Source organism: Pseudobdellovibrionaceae bacterium, from assembly GCA_019637875.1.
Classification (GTDB): Bacteria; Bdellovibrionota; Bdellovibrionia; order Bdellovibrionales; family Bdellovibrionaceae; genus JAHBUW01.
Map to the genome: position 1 here is coordinate 78,618 of JAHBUW010000001.1, position 16,261 is coordinate 94,878.

Genomic DNA, 16,261 nt, shown 5'->3' on the forward strand with positions numbered 1-16,261 from the left:
AAATCCTCCTCGGACGGGGAGGATCGACTTATGAAAACGGACGACAACAATCACCGCATCTACAAAATGAGCTTCGCCAAAGTCTATCCGGCCTACGTCGCGAAGGCGGAGCGTAAAGGGCGTACGAGAGCCGAGGTCGACGCGATTATCCGGTGGCTGACGGGTTACACTCCGGCCGGTTTCAAGAAACAGCTTCAAAGCGAAGTCGATTTCGAGACGTTTTTCGGGAAAGCACCGAAAATGAATCCGAAAACGTCGTTGATCCACGGCGTGGTTTGCGGAGTTCGCGTCGAGGACATCAAACATCCCCTCATGCGCAAGATCCGCTACCTGGACAAGCTTGTGGACGAACTGGCCGCCGGTAAAACGATGGATTACATCTTGCGCAAATCTACTTCCAAGTGAATTCGACGATCTCGCTGCTGGTGAACCAGCGCATCGGCGGCCCCCAAAAGCCCGTGCCTTGATGCGCGAAAACGCGAATGCCGTTCACCGTCTTGAAACCCGCCGTCACGGGCTGCTGTAATTTCACCAGCAAGCTGAACGGAAAGATCTGTCCGCCATGCGTGTGCCCCGCCAACAGCAGGTCGCAGCGTTCCGTCTTCACGTCGAAGACGCTCGACGGTTCGTGCGCCAGGAGCATACGGTAACCGACGGTCACCGAGGTCGACAGCGCGCGGTCGGGCGCTGACTCGAGGCTTCCCCGCGAGAAGCGGCCCACGCCGCGATCGGGGACGCCCGCGATCAGGAGCGCTCCGCCTTCGCGTTCGATGACCGCGTTCGTGTTGTGCAGGCATTCGAAACCCAGTTCTTCCAGCCGCACTTCCCAGCTGCCGCCGCGGATGTATTCGTGATTTCCCGTGACGTAGAACTTGCGTGCGGTCACGCGCGCCAGTGGCGCCAGCATCGGCGAGGTCGTGTCGAAGTGTCCATCGGCGAGGTCGCCCGTGACCGCGACGATATCGGGACGCAGGGCCTCGATCCGGTCGACGACGCGTGCGAGCCATTTTTCACCGAGGATCGTATGACCCACGTGCAGATCCGAAATCTGGACGACCCGCAGCCCGCGCATGAACTCGGGACCTTCAAGCGCGTGTTTATTGATTTTCGGTCCCGTCCAGTTGATCCGCAATGCCCACGAGGCGATGAGTGGAGTCACGAACAACATCCAACCCGGATACATCTCGGCGCCCGCGATCACGAACACGCTTTGTACGAACGAGAAAAAGATCGCGATCGCGAACGTTCCCAGCCAGGTGTATCCCGCCATGATGAGTGGCAGCAGCCGATGGGACAGCGACGTCATACTTAAAAGAAGAGAGGTCGGAATTAAGAGCCAACCGACGATCATAAACACGATCAGCGAAACGGGTTTCTCGGACATCTCCCAGGTCGCCATGGTGAAAATGAACCAATGAAGCACACCCAAAAAGGTCGTAATGATCACGAGTGGAATCAGCAGTGAGCGCAAACGCATAGGATATTACTACCCTTCGCCCAAAGGGAAGCGAGTCCAGTTCGGAGAGGACATCCGACGTCTACGCGAGCGTGCGGACCCGTCGGCGGAAATAAAGCAGGTAATAGATCAAGCCCGTCAGCGCTCCGCCCAAGTGCGCGCCGTGGCCGATAGGCAGACCGCCACCCTCGGCCTGCGCGACCAATCCCCAAATATCCAGACCGACGAACAAAAGTGCGCCGAAGATGGCCGGAATGGGGATGATCCCCAAGATCAGAAGTTTTTCGCGGGGAAACAGCAGCGAGAAAAGTAAAATAATCCCCGCGATTGCGCCCGACGCTCCGTGGGCGGGAAGGTCGGGATTCCCGATGATGAACGCCGACACGGCCGCATGACAGAACGAGCCGATGATGCCCGCCACGAAATAGAAGCGCAAATAGCGGAACACCCCGAGCGAACGTTCCATGACCGCGCCGAAGCTGCTGAGCGCATACATATTCAGAAACAGGTGCCACAGCAGATTGTGCGAAAAGACCGAGGTCACGAGAGTCCAGGGACGGCCTTCGGTGATCGCGGTCCAGCTCACCAAAAAGTTGTCGATCAGGAATTGGGGCATTTCGCTCGACGCATCCGCGAACGTCCACATCGCGAAGACGGCAAGATTGATAGCGATGATGATCGTGGTGACGAATCCCATAAACGCCCCATCAGTATCGTGAGCGGCGCCGGAAGCCACGCCGCCCATGGCCAAATTGGGTTAGCGCCGAAAATCAGGATTTCGGTTATGCTCTGCTCATGGATGAATCTGATTTTGAAGGTACGCTGGTTCTGGAGAAAATGGCCGAAATTGGCAAGGTTGAAGCCTTTTTCGAGGCGATCGACGCCGACGATTTCGAACGCGCGAAGTCCTTGATGAAACGCGCCGGAGTCGAGGCGGAGACTATCGCCATCGTTTTGAAAAAGATGGGTGACGCGGACGGCGAGCACTGACTCCCGATCTGCCGCTTTCAGGGCGGAAATTCTTGTCATCCCGTCTCAGTTCTTTAATCTCTTGGGTGGCATGACTTTGCTCCGTCAACTTTTCACTACGATTCCACGCAATCCTTGGATCGGTTTCACCGTCTTCGCGATTCTTGGCGTCTTGGGGAATGCCCTTTCACTGCCGCTTTTTTTCGGCGTGGATGTGGTTTTCGGCAGCATCTTCACGCTGATCGCGATCGCGTGGTTGGGGCCGCGCGTGGGGATCGCGGCCACGTTGGTCGCGGCCAGTTACACTTTCTTTTTGTGGAACCATTTTTACGCGGCGATCGTTCTTGTGGCCGAGGGCGTTTTCGTCGCGCTCGTTCTGACGCGTCTTCGCGGGAATTTGGCGCTCTCGTCGACGCTGTTTTGGTTGATCCTTGGAATCCCGCTGCATGCGGCGCTTTACCACTACGGTTTGGGAATGGATTCGCTGGGAACTCAGCTGGCGACCGTGAAACAAGCGACCACGGGAATATTCAACTCGGTGATCGCGAGCCTGATTCTTTCCTATGCTCCGTACCTGACCGAGACCCGCAAAAGCCAAGTGAACCGGATTCCGGTCTACCAGCACATTTTCAACATTTTCGTCGCGATCGCGCTGGTGCCGGCGGCGATTTTGTTGGTGCTCGATGCCCGTAACGCGCTCAAAAACATCGAAGAATCCGCGATGTCGCGGCTGGAAACCGTCGGCACGGGGATTTCGCAGGCCACGGAGGGTTGGCTACGACAGCAAAAAAATGCGGTCGCTTCCGTCGCGTGGCAGATTGAGATGACCGGATCGATGGATCCGAAACGCATTCAGCCGATCCTCGAGAGCGTCCGCGCCGTGTGGACCGACTTTTATGGGGCCTTCGTCACCGATGCGAGCGGGAACACTCTGGCCTTCGATCCTTTGGTGAATGCTCGTGGAGAATCCACGCTCGGTCTTAACTTCAGTGACCGTCAGTACTTTCAACACCTGAAGGAGGGCGGCAAAGGCCCCTACGTCTCGAATGTGTTTTTAGCGCGCGGCGGAGTTTTCGAGCCGGTTTTCAACGTGGCCGCGCCGATTTATGTCAAAGGCGAGTTTAAAGGAATTGTCGCCGGTTCATTGAATCTGGTGAACGTGATTCAGAAGCTGCACGTCTTGCTGAAGGACTCTGTCTTTCAGGCGACGCTGGTGGATCGAGAAGGCAACGTGATCGTCTCGGACAATCCCGAATATAAGTCGCTCGAGCCCTACGCTCCCCGGAATTTACGCGAGACCGAAGACATGAGCGAGCGTTATTACTACCGTATTCCGAGACCGAACGAAGTCGCGCCGATGACCCGTTGGAACAATTCGTATTTGGGAATGGGAATCGATCTTGGTGCCGGATCGGGCTGGAAGCTTTACGTCGAGCAGCCCATGTCCCCGATGCGGACGGTTCTTTACGATCGTTACATCCGGAACATGGCATATCTTCTGGGGCTGGCGATGGTGATTTTGTTCGGCTCGATGCTGATCGCCGAAAGAATTTCGAAACCTTTGGCGCAGTTGTCGAACGAAACCACCGACCTTCCCGATCGGTTGGTCCGCGCCGAAGAAATCAACTGGCCCCAAAGTCGTATCCTTGAGCTCAATACCGTAACCGAAAACTTTCAGTCCATGGTCCGCGAGTTCAAGACCCGTTTTTTGGAGCTCGAGACCTCGCGTAATCAACTGAAGCTGGCCAAAGAGGAAGCCGAAACCGCGAACCGGATGAAGAGTTCTTTCCTGGCGAATATGTCCCACGAAATTCGGACTCCGCTTGGGATCATGGTGGGTTTCACGGATCTGTTGATCGACGAGCGGACCGATCGAGGGCAGCGGGCGGAGTTCGCTTTGGGTTTGAAAAGAAACGCGAGTCAGCTTTCGCTGCTGATCGATGACATTCTTGACCTATCGAAGGTGGAGGCGGGCCACCTTTCCATGGAGTTCAGCGAGTTTTCGCTGCGGCAGATGATGCACGATCTGATCGTGGATTTTTCTCCGAAGGTGCAAGAGAAAAATCTGACGATCGAATTGCAGATCGCCGACGATGTGGCCGAACGGATCGTGTCGGACTCCGTTCGCTTGAAGCAGATCTTGGTCAACCTCGTCGGCAACGCGATCAAATTTACGTCCAGCGGAAGGATCGATCTTTCCGTCAGGAGCAGCGGCGAAATGATCCACATCGACGTGACCGATCAGGGCATGGGGATCTCGGCCGCCGATCAAGAGAAGCTCTTCAAACCTTTCAGTCAGGCGGACGAGTCCCTCACCCGGAAGTTCGGTGGCACGGGGCTCGGCTTGGCCCTTTCCAAAAGGCTCGGGATACTCTTGGGCGGGGATCTGCGCCTTCTGCGCAGTGAACTCGGCAAAGGATCGACGTTCCGTCTTCAGCTGCCGGCACGCGCCGAGCCGGCGCTGGTTGGCGAGCGTCCCCGTGCGCAGGCGGAACGTGTGATTCGTCATTCTCTCGAGAATGTGCGGATTCTTCTGGTTGAGGACTCGCCCGACAATCAAATGCTGATTTCGCATATGCTCGAACGTGCGGGCGCCACCGTCGAGATCGCGAACGATGGCGAAGAAGGTGTGCGCAAGGCGATGTCGGCGGAATTCGATGCCGTTTTGATGGATCTGCAGATGCCGGTGATGGACGGATTGACGGCCGCGCGTATCTTGCGCGTGCAGGGCTACGAAAAACCGTTGATCGCACTGACGGCTCACGCCATGTCGGAGTTCCGTTCGAAGTGCCTAGAAGCTGGATTCAACGATCACGTGGCGAAGCCGATCGACTTCAACGACTTGATCAAAGCCCTGAGCCAAAACGGCAGTCTTCCCGAGACGCAGATTTAACCGCGCTTAAGGGAACCTAATTCTCCGCACTCGCCTTCGATATTTGGAAAAAGTTCCGTTAATCTTCGAATGTTTGTCGCAGAGCAAGGCGGATGGACCTCGTGTTTTTAGGGCATCACTCCGAATCACCTCCGAGCCGTACAATTTACGGGAGGTCTTTCTGACGGATCCACGCAAATCAATATCCCGGACGGGCAATTCAATGCCGCAGGTGGATCGACAACGGTTTTAGTTTCTCGATCCAGAGAAGATATTCCTATCACCGTCACCTGCAATAACGTCACGAAATCCGGCGTGATCAAGACGTCCTACGATCCCTTGGCCGGGGTCGCGGGCAATATCATCTTCGGAGGAATCATCGGCATCGGTATCGATGTCGTTGGAAACAAAACGTACGATCCACCTCGTAACTTCAATCTTGCCCCCCTTTGTGCGGAGGCTAGCGACTCGCAGAAAGGGATTGCGGATGGTCGGGGCGAGGGGCGTACACCCAGCTCCAGTGCTCCTTAACTTGGGGAAATATGGGGCGCGTTCCGGCAAAACGGCCCCACCTTGTCGTGTCCGAAGATTGCTGCTCCCGAGGCGGAGGTCTTTATGGCGACAGTCGATCCCCGCAACGAAAATATCCCCGATCCCAGTCTACCCCTGACGGAAATTCTGAAAACCATTCCCGAGTTTTTCGGAGTCCGGGTCAACGAGGAACCGGCCTATCAAGTCATCGAAAAACACGGGGATGTTGAGATCCGTCACTACGAGGCGCAAGTCATGGCTTCCGTCACGGTCGTGAACGAGGACTTCGACGCGTTTCGCGAACACGCCTTCAAACGTCTGGCGTATTACATCTTCGGTGGGAATTTCGAGAAAGAGAAAATGGCGATGACCGCCCCCGTCCTTCAAGAGAAGTCCGGACGTCATGCGTGGACCATGAGCTTCATTCTGCCGAAGGGCCTTGATCTATCGAACTTGCCGCAGCCGTTGGATGAAGGCGTTCGGGTCGAGGCGCGCCCCGCTCAGCATGTCGCCGTCCTCCGTTACGGAGGCAATAACTCACTCGCCAAAATGAAAGAGCACGAATCGCTTCTGGAGGCTTGGCTTCAAGGGCAAAGCGCTTGGATCGCGATGGGCGACATCTACTGCGCCCAATACGATGCCCCTTTCGTTTTGCCGATCGCGAAACGGAATGAAGTACAAATTCACGTCCGGCACGCGCACTAAGCGCGATCGGAACCCAAATCGACCCGATTACTTGCCCTTGAGTTCGATTCTCAAATCGCCACGGCCGACGTCGACGGGTTTCGCTTCCGCCCCTTCGGGGCCGGATTTGTCCATCGCATCGCCTGTGGGCGAATAGCGGGCCGAGATTTGGTACGCGCCCTTGAACGGCGTGCCCGCGATCATCGCGTGCTCGGCGCTCAGGGTGAATTTTTGCGGGAACTTCGGCTCGACCTGGCGGAAAACCGCGACCGGCATGGGTTTCCCGGATTCTTTCGCCATGACGAACAAAACGCCGCCCGGTTTCAAAGTAACGCCTTTCGCCAGGGTCACTTCGCCGGAAATTTCGGATTTCGCGGCTTGGGATTGCAGGGCGACGAAAACGATGGCGGCGGACAGGATCGCGCGGAACATGGGACCTCCTAGTGCGTGATGAACGAGCCGACCATTTTCACGGAGCGTTCAACCAGTTCAAAACTCTGTTGATGTAGGTATTCACTATCGCGCACCGAGGTCATGTTGTGCTCCATGTCCTCGGAGGACCAGCCCCGCGAGTGCGCGACGAACGGGAAGGGCGGGGACACGAAGCCAAGTTCGCCGAAGAACATCAGCATCTGGCCCGCGACCGCTTGAATATTGTCTTGCCCACCGGTGATGATGAAGCCCGCGACCTTATCTTTGATCAGCACGCGATCACGTAAGGTGATTTGGTTTTGCACGCTGTTCAGTCGCTCGGCCATCTTGTAGTAGAGCGAGCTGGCCGAGCCCCACCGGATCGGCGTACCCATGATGACGACGTCGGCCCAGTGAACCATGGCCTCGTACACTTTCACCATCTCGTCGGCGGGATCGAGTTTGGTAATCGAACACGGCCATGTGCACGCGCGTTCGCTTTTCGAGTAAAACCCCTCGCAGTGACGGAACTTCAGGTCGGCGAGCGCCAGAAATTGGGTTTCGACGCCCAGTTCTTTTTCGGCGCGCGCGAGCGACGATTTCAAAAGATGTTCGGAGGTCGAATACCGGGGAAACTTCGGATCCATCGCCGTGGTGGAAAGTCCCAAGACGCGCACGGGTCCCGCGGCCCTTACGGGGTCGCGTGCGACCGGATGCATGGGATTGTATGAGGGGCGGACGCGCTCGTTTTCGCCCGCGATGTCGATGAACAAGGTTTCGTTTTCAATTTTCAGAGGGAAGCTGGGGACGACTCCGCCGTTGGATGCCAAGGGTTCGTAAGAGCGGTTCACGCCGGCGCCGCTGCGATGGTCGAACTCCCAGTAGTGCCACGGACATTGGATGCGGCCTTCGACCATGCGACCCTGCGCCAGTGGGGCACCCATGTGATTGCACTTTGCGTTCAGGGCGCCGAACTCCCCGTTGAAATAGGAAAGCACGAAGCGACGTCCATCGACTTCGATTTCCATCAGTGAACCGCGCGCGTCCAGATCGCGGCGTAGGTCGGCGACGTTCCCGAGGGCGGTCCATTGATTCATTTCGTCTCCCTATTCAAAATCGATCCACACAGTCGGCAGTACTTCGCGTCTTCGGAATGGGCGAGCTCTTGGCAAGCGGGGCAACTGCGTCCGTCCAACTTGAAATAACGCGAGGCCCGAGTCAATTCCGACGTCACGATGCCGGTGGGCACGGCGATCACGCCGTAGCCCAAAATCATCAATCCGGATGCGAAGAGCTGACCCAAGGGCGTTTTCGGGGTGATGTCCCCGAAGCCGACGGTCGTCATGGTGACGATGGCCCAATAGATTCCGGTGGGGATGCTCGTGAAACCCGACGCCGCGCCTTCGATGACGTACATCAGCGCTCCCATGGTCAGGACGGTCGACAGTACGACGACCAAGAAGACCGTCACTTTCGCGCGACTGGCTCGAAGCGCGGCCAGGAGCATCTGCCCTTCGCCCAAGTACTGCGCGAGTTTGAAGATGCGGAAGATCCTCAAAAGGCGGAAAACCCGGATGATCAAAAGGGACTGCGCCCCCGGGATGAATAGACTTAAGAACGTCGGCAAAATGGCGAGGAAGTCGATCACACCGAAGAAGCTGAAGACATAGCTCAGCCGATTCCGCACCGAAAAAACGCGCAGTAGATATTCGACGAGAAAAAGCAGGGTGAAGGCCCACTCCGCCACGTAGAGCTCGTAACCGATCCACGCGCGAATACTTGCGACGCTTTCGAGGGTGACGAGCACGACGCTGATGAGGATGGCACCGATCAAGACGAGGTCAAAGACCTTGCCGCCCCAGGTGTCGGATTCAAATACGATACGGGCGATTTTCTCGCGCGAGGACATGGCCATCGCACGAGTATATGAGGCGGGCGCGGAAACTCAAATGGATGTTGCCGCGCCGATAGCGAATTAAAGCTCGTTCTTGAAACGTTCCACGACGAGGTCTTCGACCCAGTTCAACTGCTCCATGACCGCAGCTTTGAATTTGACGGGATCGATCTGTGCCCTGTTTAAGGGGTGACTTAGGAGGTCGTGAGCATCCGCCGCAGATTGCCTTCCATAACCGAGGCCGGAGTCAGACGAAGTAGCCTGTCCCGTGACCAGCGCACGAAGGGATGGCGTAGTTGACCCGCGCGACCGATGCGGCGTGATTGATTCGCGACCCAGCGAACGCGCGGTCCTCGCTCTTCTCGTAAAGCCTGGGCGAAATCAGTGTGTCCCATTGCCAAAGTACGGGCCAGAAACGCGGCGTCTTCAATTCCCATGGCGGCGCCTTGTCCCAGATTTGGCGTCATGGCGTGGGCGGCATCGCCGATTAAGACGATCGTGTCTTCGCCCCAGATAGGGGCGGGGAGTTCTTCGATGTCGCTTTGTATGATGTGACCTTCCTCGAAGATAGCGCGAAGGTAGTCCCGGTCGACGAAATCGTGGAAGTGCGGAAGGATATCCTCTGCGCGCAGGCCGCGGCCCTCGCCGGCCTGCGCGTTGAGGGTGGCGTACACGTAGGTTTCGTTCGCCGATACAGGCACGGTCCCTAGGCGACAACCGGCGCCCCAGGCTTCGGTGACTTGGGACGGGACGGGAAGATGGTGTACGAGTCCACGCCAGCAGGTGTATCCGGAATAGCGGAGCGGTGTCGTGGACTTCAAAAAGCGCGTTCGCACTTCCGAGCGGATGCCGTCGGCGCCGACCAAGAGGTCGAACGAGAAATCTTCACCATTGGAAAGAAAGGCTGTTCGTCTTTCGATTTTTGCGATGGAAGTTCCCAACCGCAGAGAAGTGGGATGGATCGCGCGAGCGAGCGCGGCGTGCAGCTCCCCTCGCTTCAACGCGAGGCCCGGTGATTGATCCTTGGTCAGGCGCGCGGGCACTTCACTGAGCACGACACCGCCCGCATCGCTTAGGTACATTCGTTCTAGACTGACCCCACGAAGACGCAGATCATCCAAGTCGAGAAATTTGGCCAGACATCCCAGGGCATTCACGCTTAACGTGATTCCCGCGCCGATGGGTTTTAATTCAGTCGCGCGCTCCACGATTCGGTGTTCGATACCAAGAAGACGGAGCTCGGCCGCTAGGCTAAGGCCCGCGATGCCGGCCCCTTGAATCAATACTTTCATTCGGCCTCCGATAACTTTAGAATACGAGTAATTGCTTACATTTTACACTCGCAATGGGGGAGGCCCATGCCCGCCTCAAGAAGAAGCCTAAGTCCGCGAAAACAGCCAACTCAGCAACGTTCGCGCGAGATGGTCGAGCTTCTGCTAAAATCGACGACTCGCATTTTAGTGAAGGACGGGCTGACCGGATTCAATACGAACAAGCTCGCGCGGGTTGCGGGAGTTTCGGTCGGTTCGGTTTACCAATACTTTCCGAATAAGGACTCGCTGCTTTCAGCTTTGATTGAGGCGAAAGTTGCCGCCGACGTCGAATTTTTCATAGAGTGGATGAAGGACGCGGAGGGTTGGAGTGTGGAGCGTCGCTTTGAAGAGCTTCTTCTAGCCGGAATCGAATTGCATCGCCGCGATCACAAGCTGATGAAGGTGATCTTCGCGCAGCTCGGAAGTTCGGGACAATTGGGCTTGGTTGAGCGCACGCATGACCGTCTTTTCGATATGATTCGCGCCATGATCCGAGAAAAGCGAAGCCTCGGCGAGGCCGATTTGAACGAACGCACTTACGTCGTCGGGCAACTGGTTCTTGCCATTTGGCATTCGCAGGTCGAAAAAGATTGGATGAAACTCGACGCGCGTTCGGTGGCGCGCCGAGCGTTAAGTATGATTCAGGTCTGCATTCAAGACGGGGGACGGTCGTGAACAAAGAGAAAACGCTGGCGCTGATCGGGGCCGTGTTCGGTGGTTTCGCCGTTGTCGCGCAGTACTATCTGATCTTGGAGAATCGGGTCGTCGATCCCTTCGAAACGACCGTCCGCTTTTTCAGCTTCTTCACGATTCTGACGAACGCGCTGGTGGCGTTGTTCTTCACTTTCCAGCTCGTCAAAACCGATTCGTGGTTGGGGCGTCAGTTCGCCCGTCCGGGAGTTTCGACCGCATTGACGGTCTACATTTTCGTGGTGGGGGCGGTTTACTTCTTTCTGTTACGTCATCTCTGGACGCCGACGGGTTTACAAAGGGTCGTCGATGAAATTCTGCATTCCGTGATGCCCGTGTTGATGCTCGTTTATTGGTTCGGGTTCGAGGCGAAACGTCCCGTGCGCTGGACGAAAATTCCCTCGTGGCTGCTTTTTCCGACGGGTTACCTGATTTACGTTCTGGTGCGGGGCTCGTATGCCGAGTGGTATCCTTACCCCTTCGTGGACGCGGCGAAATTAAGTCCCGCACAGTTGGGCGGAAATATCTTCGGGTTGGTGGGACTTTTTGCGGTGTTGGCTTTCTTGTTCGTCGGGATCGGGAAAATCATGGCGCGTCGGCGCTCGCCCGGTGAGTTTTTCTATATGATATTGAAAGCGCCGCGCGCGCAGGTGTTTCGGGCCTTGACGGACGCGCAGGCGATTGCGCGCTGGCGCGTTCCCGAGGGCATGCGGTCCGAGATCCATGAATTCGAAGCGCGACCGGGCGGTCGTTTTCGCATTTCGCTGATCTACGAGCAAAAAGATCTGGCCGGTAAAAGCTCTGAACACGCGGATACTTATCACGGGCGTTTTCAGGAGTGGCTCGAGAACGAAAAAATCGTCGAGGTCAGTGAATTCGAGTCCGAAGATCCCGGCTTCAAGGGCGAGATGGTCATGACCTATCGTTTGCGTGCGATTCCGGAAGGCACCGAGCTGACCGCCACCCACGCGGGGCTTCCGCGCGGGATCAAACCCGAGGACAACGAAGCCGGTTGGACGATGTCGTTGGCTAAACTGAAAGCTTTCGTTGAGCGGTCCTGAAAATTGGAATAGCGTTCGGGTCCTATGGAGCTCGGCGGTTTTTCCAACCTCGGCATTTTGCTCGCGCAAATTCTGATCATCGTGGTCGCGTCTCGACTGGCCGGGCGGCTGATGCGCGTCTTCGGGCAACCGGCGGTCGTGGGAGAGATGATCGCGGGCATTGTCCTCGGTCACTCCGTTTTTGGCCTTGTCTGGCCGGCGGGTTTTCAGGTGGTCTTTCCGGCGGCGTCGATGCCGAATCTATACGTTCTGGCGCAGCTGGGGCTTATTTTGTTCATGTTCGTGGTCGGGATGGATTTGCGGATCGAGCACTTGAAATCTCGGGCGAAGACGGCGGTCGTGATTTCCCACGTGAGCATCGTGGCGCCGTTTCTTCTGGGTGTGGGCGCGCCGTCACTTCGAAAGCGAGCTTTTTGTGACGGGCAACATCGGATCGGCCAGCCGTACGGACGAAGAGAGCGAGAGCGGAGACGGCGGGCAAACCTGCAAGGTCATGCGTTCGATGGCGTTCACCATCACGCGTTCCGCGGCGAGCGCCGCGACCGTCGTCGTTGAACAGTCGATGGCGCGTAAGCCGGGCGCGACGAACATGGAATGGAACGAAACCGCGTGCATGGGACCGAACGGATCGGACTGGCTCAAGCGCGAGATGGATAAGGTTTTCCGTTTCAAAATCAATCTGACCAAATAATCGGGGACGGGCTCAAACTTGGAACCGGGGCTCGCCGCAATTCCGCGGCGGGCCCTTTTTATTGCATCTCGATCGGCAAAAGAATCTCCGTCAGCAGCTTGTCCTCGGGAACTTGCGCGGGACTGTTGAGGTAGTGCTCAATGCAAAACTCGGGGCGCAGCCGTACCCGTCGATCCGCTAAAAGTTGAAACGCATCCGCGAACGCGGTGCCGATCTTCGCGTAGGTTCCGCGCAGCAGAAAGCTGGCGTATTGTCCTTCGGGGATGGTGCGTTCGCGAAAGCCCGGCGGCAGTTGCATCGGCGATTTCAGAACGACGCCCGCTTGATAGATTTTGGCTTCGTCGCCGGATTTTCCGGGCTCCATTCCGCTCAGGCCCAATGTTTGGGTCACGGCCTCGCGACCGATGGCGGGAAAGTGGTTCCAGAAGGCGGGCCACAACGCTCCGGCCGTCTGCGGAAAGTCGCCGCGCCCTTCGATGAAAATCACATGAGTTGCGGGACGCAAGACTCGATCAAAATTCGCGAACGTGCCCATGGAAGCCTCCTCCAAGAAAATTCTAACGCCGGCCCCTTCGTGAAGCGAGCCGCCCATGGTCAAAAGTGGGACGCGTTCTTGCAATATCCGCTGAGGGCGTCCGGATGGGGCGAATTGGGTATTGGATCGGGGCATTGAGCGCGTTAGGATGATTTCGCGGAGCCGTATTTCGGCCCGTCTCAAGGAGCTTTCATGGAAAGATTCCCGTCATCGACCGCGCTTCAGGATCACTCTTTCCAACTCGCTTCGGCGGAAGAGGTCTTGGAGTGTTTTCGCGAGAAGGAACGACGCAAGGTTCTGTTACCACGCCTGATGCCTTTTCCGGTCATCGCGGATTATTACTACGCCTGGAGCGAGGCTTCGGGCGTGTATCTGTATCTGATTTTCCGCCGACCCGATTGGAAAAAACCGCGTGGGGTCGTTTTCAAACGGATGCACGCGATGGCGGAAGGGCAGACGGGACGGATGTGCGATTGGTGTCACGCGTATGGCGGGAGCGACAAGGTCGGCATGATGACGACGGCTCTGGACGCCCAACGTTCGGCGGGTTTGGTTCTGTGTTTGGATCTGGCCTGCTTCGACAAATTGGAAACGATTTCGAATCAATCCAAAAAGCCCATCGAGAAGCTCGCGGGTGGTCTTTTGGAACGGATGGGCGCGTTCGTGACGAGCGCTCGTCACGACGAGGAATAGACGACGAATAACGGAGGTTTTGGATGAAGACGGTTATCTTTTTGGGCTCGTTGATCGTGGCGAATTTCGCTTTCGCGCACGCCATTCAACCCGGAATGTGGCGCGCCGAGAACAGCGTGAAGTTGAATGGGGTACCGCTCCCGGGCTCTGAAAACGAAGAATGCATTTCGAAGTCGAAGGCCCGCGATTTGCGCGCCACGATCACGAAAGATCTGAAAGACAAGGGTTGCGAACTCACGCGTTGGAAGGTGAAGAGCAAAAAACTCGACGCCGCTCTTCGCTGTAAAAACGACGATATCGACGCCAACGGAAATCTGGTCGGCGCGGTCACCGACAAAATGTACGATCTGAAGGGCGAGGCCAACGGCAAATGGAAAGCCATTCCCGCGACGGTCGCCGTGCACATGAAGGGAAATTGGGTCAGCGATTGCCCACGCTGATCTTTCAGAACTGCCGCTTTTCAGAGGAAATATGACCAATTGGAAACCCCGCGGGTATAACGTTTTGTCGCCTTACCTGCTGACGAATCGCCCCAACCAGCTACTGAAATTTCTAGAGAAAGTCTTGGGCGGCGAGCGTCGTCACGTTCAAGAAGACGACGAGGGCCGCGTGATGCACGCCGAAATCAAGATCGGCGATTCCGTTTTGATGATGGGGGATCCCGGTGACGGCTCCTCTGATCACTGCCACATTCACGTTTACGTTCCGAACGCCAAGGCCGTCTACGCGAAGGCCATCAAGGCGGGGGCGAAGAGCGTGCGCAAAGTCGAGCAAAAACAAGATGCCGACCAACGCGGTGGATTCACCGATCCCACGGGCTCGGTCACCGTTTGGGTGGGCACGCACGTGGGTTTGAAAAAGAAGAAACGTTAACGACAGTTGTTCGCGCGCACGTAGACCGTCGGGTCTTCGTTCGGCAGCGTTTGCGGCTGTCCTTGGCCCGCGCCGCCGATCGGTTCGCTGGAGGGGCGGAACGTATCGAAGGTCGCGAAACGTGCGATTTTCGATACTGCGCGGTCCAGGGCTTTGTCCTGCTTCGGGGTGCCGTGGGAACCGTGACCTTGGTGGCCGGCGTGGTGATCGTGACCGCTGCCCCCGCGGGGTTCGCTGCTGACGCCGTTCCAACGGCTTTGCCAAGGATAGCAGTAGCGATCACCCACGGGACAATTGAATGAAATGCGGGTGAACCCGTTGGCGCGCAGCCAAGCGGCGACCACCTGATCGACCCAACCGTGCAGCTTCCAGAAAACGGGGTTCACGTGGGCGCTGTAGGAGTTCCCTAGATAGTTGAACTCGGGCGAAGCGAATTGCGTGCCCAGGAAATTGGGTGTCAGCACTTGCGCCAGGTTTTGGGGAAAGTCGTCCCCTTGACGGGGCGTGGCCGCCCACCGCATGTGGAGCATGTTGTGGATGGTGAACTCCAGAGCGTAACCGACTTCGCTGAGCGTATGCACGCGCAGAAAGTTCGGATCCATGAACCACTCTTGCCAAGCGTCGATGTAGGCGCGTGCGGTCGGCCCTTTCGGATCTTGCGGCTGCGTGCTCCACGGATTCGCGTTCGGCACGGGCCAAGTGGCGTCGTTATCCGAAGGGATTCGCGTCCACGGCGCGATACAAGGAAGTCCCTGCGAAACGAGCGTCGACTGAAGTTGATCGATCATCATGTGGTGCATGAGCAGGAACTCTTCGCCGGCGGGATTGTAAGTCGCGCTCGCGCCGGGCATCGGGCAAAGACGCGCGTGGTTTCCCCATACGGGAGAGTTGCGGCGAAGCGCGGTTTGTTCGTTCGCGCTGAGCTGATCCCAACCGCCGCGAGTGGCGTGCCACAGGAAGTGATATTGGCGATGAACCGCCGATCCCATGAGCTGATTGATGATGTTTTGTTGCTGGGGCGTGACGGCGTCCGTAAAGGCGAAACAGCGGGCGCGGTCGTCCGCGAAGAGTTCTTGATTGAATTGCGCGTGCGCGTTCACGCCAACGATCGCGATCAACGACACCAAAATCTTTTTCATGTCGCCAATATTAATGACTTTTATCCCGTTTCTCGCCTGTCGAGTTTTTGGACGGTAAGTCTTTCCCACCGGTACGTCCGGATCTCGCCCCAGGAATCAGCCTGCGGTCGGGGCTTTCGGTTTTGGAGGCGGCTTCGGGATTGCGACGGCTTCGTTTCACAAAGGAGAACCCCATGAAAGCGAAACCCAAATTACGTCCCGGTAGCTCCGTTTGCTGGAACTGGCGCGACCTTGTCGTCACCGGGACCGTGAAACGCGTTTACCACGAGCGCGTCGAGCTGGAATTACGTGGCACGCGTTATGTCCGCAATGGCACGCCGGAGCGACCCGCGTATCTAATCACTTCGGCCGCCGGGAATGACGTCTTGAAACTCGCCAGCGAGGTGCGTCGCGCGAAATAGTGGGGCGAAAGCGGAAGGAACGTTTATTGCGGCCCAACTCGAGTGAGG

The 16,261-nt window shown here is 57.1% G+C and carries 19 protein-coding genes; 11 read left to right on the forward strand and 8 right to left on the reverse strand.

Annotation, left to right across the window (positions count from 1 at the left end):
- Positions 1 to 30: 30 nt before the first annotated feature.
- Positions 31 to 405, forward strand: a complete 375-nt coding sequence (locus tag KF767_00415) for a DUF2200 domain-containing protein (protein ID MBX3016319.1) — start codon at positions 31 to 33, stop codon at positions 403 to 405.
- Here KF767_00415 and KF767_00420 read toward each other — a convergent pair.
- Entirely contained in the window at positions 392 to 1,477 is a 1,086-nt protein-coding gene (locus tag KF767_00420) for a metallophosphoesterase (GenBank protein MBX3016320.1), read from the reverse strand. The genes KF767_00415 and KF767_00420 overlap by 14 nt on opposite strands.
- A gap of 61 nt (positions 1,478 to 1,538) precedes the next feature.
- Positions 1,539 to 2,153, reverse strand: coding sequence for a rhomboid family intramembrane serine protease (locus KF767_00425; protein ID MBX3016321.1), 615 nt, complete (start codon positions 2,151 to 2,153; stop codon positions 1,539 to 1,541).
- Between the two features lie 98 nt (positions 2,154 to 2,251).
- Between KF767_00425 and KF767_00430 the strand changes: the two genes are divergently transcribed.
- From KF767_00430 to KF767_00440, 3 genes are all read left to right on the forward strand, one after another.
- Positions 2,252 to 2,446, forward strand: a complete 195-nt coding sequence (locus tag KF767_00430) for a hypothetical protein (GenBank protein ID MBX3016322.1) — start codon at positions 2,252 to 2,254, stop codon at positions 2,444 to 2,446.
- A 70-nt stretch (positions 2,447 to 2,516) separates the two neighbouring features.
- Entirely contained in the window at positions 2,517 to 5,318 is a 2,802-nt protein-coding gene (locus KF767_00435; GenBank protein ID MBX3016323.1) for a response regulator, read from the forward strand.
- A 594-nt stretch (positions 5,319 to 5,912) separates the two neighbouring features.
- Complete coding sequence (locus KF767_00440) at positions 5,913 to 6,533, forward strand: heme-binding protein (protein ID MBX3016324.1); 621 nt, start codon at positions 5,913 to 5,915, stop codon at positions 6,531 to 6,533.
- A gap of 27 nt (positions 6,534 to 6,560) precedes the next feature.
- On the opposite strand, the gene KF767_00445 is transcribed toward KF767_00440, so the two are convergent.
- From KF767_00445 to KF767_00460, 4 genes are all read right to left on the reverse strand, one after another.
- A complete protein-coding gene (locus KF767_00445) occupies positions 6,561 to 6,944 on the reverse strand; it encodes a hypothetical protein (protein ID MBX3016325.1) in 384 nt (127 codons plus the stop codon).
- A gap of 8 nt (positions 6,945 to 6,952) precedes the next feature.
- Positions 6,953 to 8,020: an NAD(P)H-dependent oxidoreductase gene (locus tag KF767_00450; GenBank protein MBX3016326.1), complete on the reverse strand. Its 1,068-nt coding sequence runs from the start codon at positions 8,018 to 8,020 to the stop codon at positions 6,953 to 6,955.
- On the reverse strand, positions 8,017 to 8,838 hold the full coding sequence (locus KF767_00455; GenBank protein MBX3016327.1) for an ion transporter: 822 nt from the start codon (positions 8,836 to 8,838) through the stop codon (positions 8,017 to 8,019). The genes KF767_00450 and KF767_00455 overlap by 4 nt, the downstream gene beginning before the upstream one ends.
- A 173-nt stretch (positions 8,839 to 9,011) precedes the next feature.
- Positions 9,012 to 10,109, reverse strand: coding sequence for an FAD-dependent monooxygenase (locus KF767_00460; protein ID MBX3016328.1), 1,098 nt, complete (start codon positions 10,107 to 10,109; stop codon positions 9,012 to 9,014).
- 129 nt (positions 10,110 to 10,238) lie between these two features.
- Between KF767_00460 and KF767_00465 the strand changes: the two genes are divergently transcribed.
- The 3 genes from KF767_00465 to KF767_00475 are packed head-to-tail and all read left to right on the forward strand — an operon-like array spanning position 10,239 to position 12,436.
- On the forward strand, positions 10,239 to 10,805 hold the full coding sequence (locus KF767_00465) for a TetR/AcrR family transcriptional regulator (GenBank protein ID MBX3016329.1): 567 nt from the start codon (positions 10,239 to 10,241) through the stop codon (positions 10,803 to 10,805).
- Positions 10,802 to 11,881, forward strand: coding sequence for a Pr6Pr family membrane protein (locus KF767_00470; GenBank protein MBX3016330.1), 1,080 nt, complete (start codon positions 10,802 to 10,804; stop codon positions 11,879 to 11,881). The genes KF767_00465 and KF767_00470 overlap by 4 nt, the downstream gene beginning before the upstream one ends.
- Before the next feature lie 57 nt (positions 11,882 to 11,938).
- On the forward strand, positions 11,939 to 12,436 hold the full coding sequence (locus KF767_00475) for a cation:proton antiporter (GenBank protein ID MBX3016331.1): 498 nt from the start codon (positions 11,939 to 11,941) through the stop codon (positions 12,434 to 12,436).
- 194 nt (positions 12,437 to 12,630) lie between these two features.
- Here the strand turns inward: KF767_00475 and KF767_00480 are convergent, their stop codons facing one another.
- Positions 12,631 to 13,107 (reverse strand): GyrI-like domain-containing protein, encoded by a 477-nt coding sequence (locus KF767_00480; protein MBX3016332.1) that lies wholly within the window; start codon positions 13,105 to 13,107, stop codon positions 12,631 to 12,633.
- A 192-nt stretch (positions 13,108 to 13,299) separates the two neighbouring features.
- Between KF767_00480 and KF767_00485 the strand changes: the two genes are divergently transcribed.
- From KF767_00485 to KF767_00495, 3 genes are read left to right on the forward strand one after another with little or no spacing between them, the layout of a single operon-like run.
- Complete coding sequence (locus KF767_00485) at positions 13,300 to 13,800, forward strand: FBP domain-containing protein (GenBank protein ID MBX3016333.1); 501 nt, start codon at positions 13,300 to 13,302, stop codon at positions 13,798 to 13,800.
- A gap of 23 nt (positions 13,801 to 13,823) precedes the next feature.
- The gene (locus KF767_00490; protein ID MBX3016334.1) at positions 13,824 to 14,240 is read left to right on the forward strand and encodes a DUF3617 family protein; all 417 of its coding nucleotides are present in this window, start codon (positions 13,824 to 13,826) and stop codon (positions 14,238 to 14,240) included.
- Between the two features lie 31 nt (positions 14,241 to 14,271).
- The gene (locus tag KF767_00495; protein ID MBX3016335.1) at positions 14,272 to 14,673 is read left to right on the forward strand and encodes a hypothetical protein; all 402 of its coding nucleotides are present in this window, start codon (positions 14,272 to 14,274) and stop codon (positions 14,671 to 14,673) included.
- Here KF767_00495 and KF767_00500 read toward each other — a convergent pair.
- Complete coding sequence (locus KF767_00500) at positions 14,670 to 15,812, reverse strand: hypothetical protein (protein MBX3016336.1); 1,143 nt, start codon at positions 15,810 to 15,812, stop codon at positions 14,670 to 14,672. The two genes, KF767_00495 and KF767_00500, sit on opposite strands and share 4 nt — an antisense overlap.
- Before the next feature lie 173 nt (positions 15,813 to 15,985).
- Between KF767_00500 and KF767_00505 the strand changes: the two genes are divergently transcribed.
- On the forward strand, positions 15,986 to 16,213 hold the full coding sequence (locus KF767_00505) for a DUF2945 domain-containing protein (protein ID MBX3016337.1): 228 nt from the start codon (positions 15,986 to 15,988) through the stop codon (positions 16,211 to 16,213).
- The last annotated feature ends 48 nt before the right edge of the window (positions 16,214 to 16,261 follow it).

Bases quoted from the DNA above. Each gene is read 5' to 3' on its own strand.
- KF767_00415 (MBX3016319.1), top strand. From the start codon at position 31: ATGAAAACGGACGACAACAATCACCGCATCTACAAAATGAGCTTCGCC.
- KF767_00420 (MBX3016320.1), bottom strand. From the start codon at position 1,477: ATGCGTTTGCGCTCACTGCTGATTCCACTCGTGATCATTACGACCTTT.
- KF767_00425 (MBX3016321.1), bottom strand. From the start codon at position 2,153: ATGGGATTCGTCACCACGATCATCATCGCTATCAATCTTGCCGTCTTC.
- KF767_00430 (MBX3016322.1), top strand. From the start codon at position 2,252: ATGGATGAATCTGATTTTGAAGGTACGCTGGTTCTGGAGAAAATGGCC.
- KF767_00435 (MBX3016323.1), top strand. From the start codon at position 2,517: ATGACTTTGCTCCGTCAACTTTTCACTACGATTCCACGCAATCCTTGG.
- KF767_00440 (MBX3016324.1), top strand. From the start codon at position 5,913: ATGGCGACAGTCGATCCCCGCAACGAAAATATCCCCGATCCCAGTCTA.
- KF767_00445 (MBX3016325.1), bottom strand. From the start codon at position 6,944: ATGTTCCGCGCGATCCTGTCCGCCGCCATCGTTTTCGTCGCCCTGCAA.
- KF767_00450 (MBX3016326.1), bottom strand. From the start codon at position 8,020: ATGAATCAATGGACCGCCCTCGGGAACGTCGCCGACCTACGCCGCGAT.
- KF767_00455 (MBX3016327.1), bottom strand. From the start codon at position 8,838: ATGGCCATGTCCTCGCGCGAGAAAATCGCCCGTATCGTATTTGAATCC.
- KF767_00460 (MBX3016328.1), bottom strand. From the start codon at position 10,109: ATGAAAGTATTGATTCAAGGGGCCGGCATCGCGGGCCTTAGCCTAGCG.
- KF767_00465 (MBX3016329.1), top strand. From the start codon at position 10,239: ATGGTCGAGCTTCTGCTAAAATCGACGACTCGCATTTTAGTGAAGGAC.
- KF767_00480 (MBX3016332.1), bottom strand. From the start codon at position 13,107: ATGGGCACGTTCGCGAATTTTGATCGAGTCTTGCGTCCCGCAACTCAT.
- KF767_00485 (MBX3016333.1), top strand. From the start codon at position 13,300: ATGGAAAGATTCCCGTCATCGACCGCGCTTCAGGATCACTCTTTCCAA.
- KF767_00490 (MBX3016334.1), top strand. From the start codon at position 13,824: ATGAAGACGGTTATCTTTTTGGGCTCGTTGATCGTGGCGAATTTCGCT.
- KF767_00495 (MBX3016335.1), top strand. From the start codon at position 14,272: ATGACCAATTGGAAACCCCGCGGGTATAACGTTTTGTCGCCTTACCTG.
- KF767_00500 (MBX3016336.1), bottom strand. From the start codon at position 15,812: ATGAAAAAGATTTTGGTGTCGTTGATCGCGATCGTTGGCGTGAACGCG.
- KF767_00505 (MBX3016337.1), top strand. From the start codon at position 15,986: ATGAAAGCGAAACCCAAATTACGTCCCGGTAGCTCCGTTTGCTGGAAC.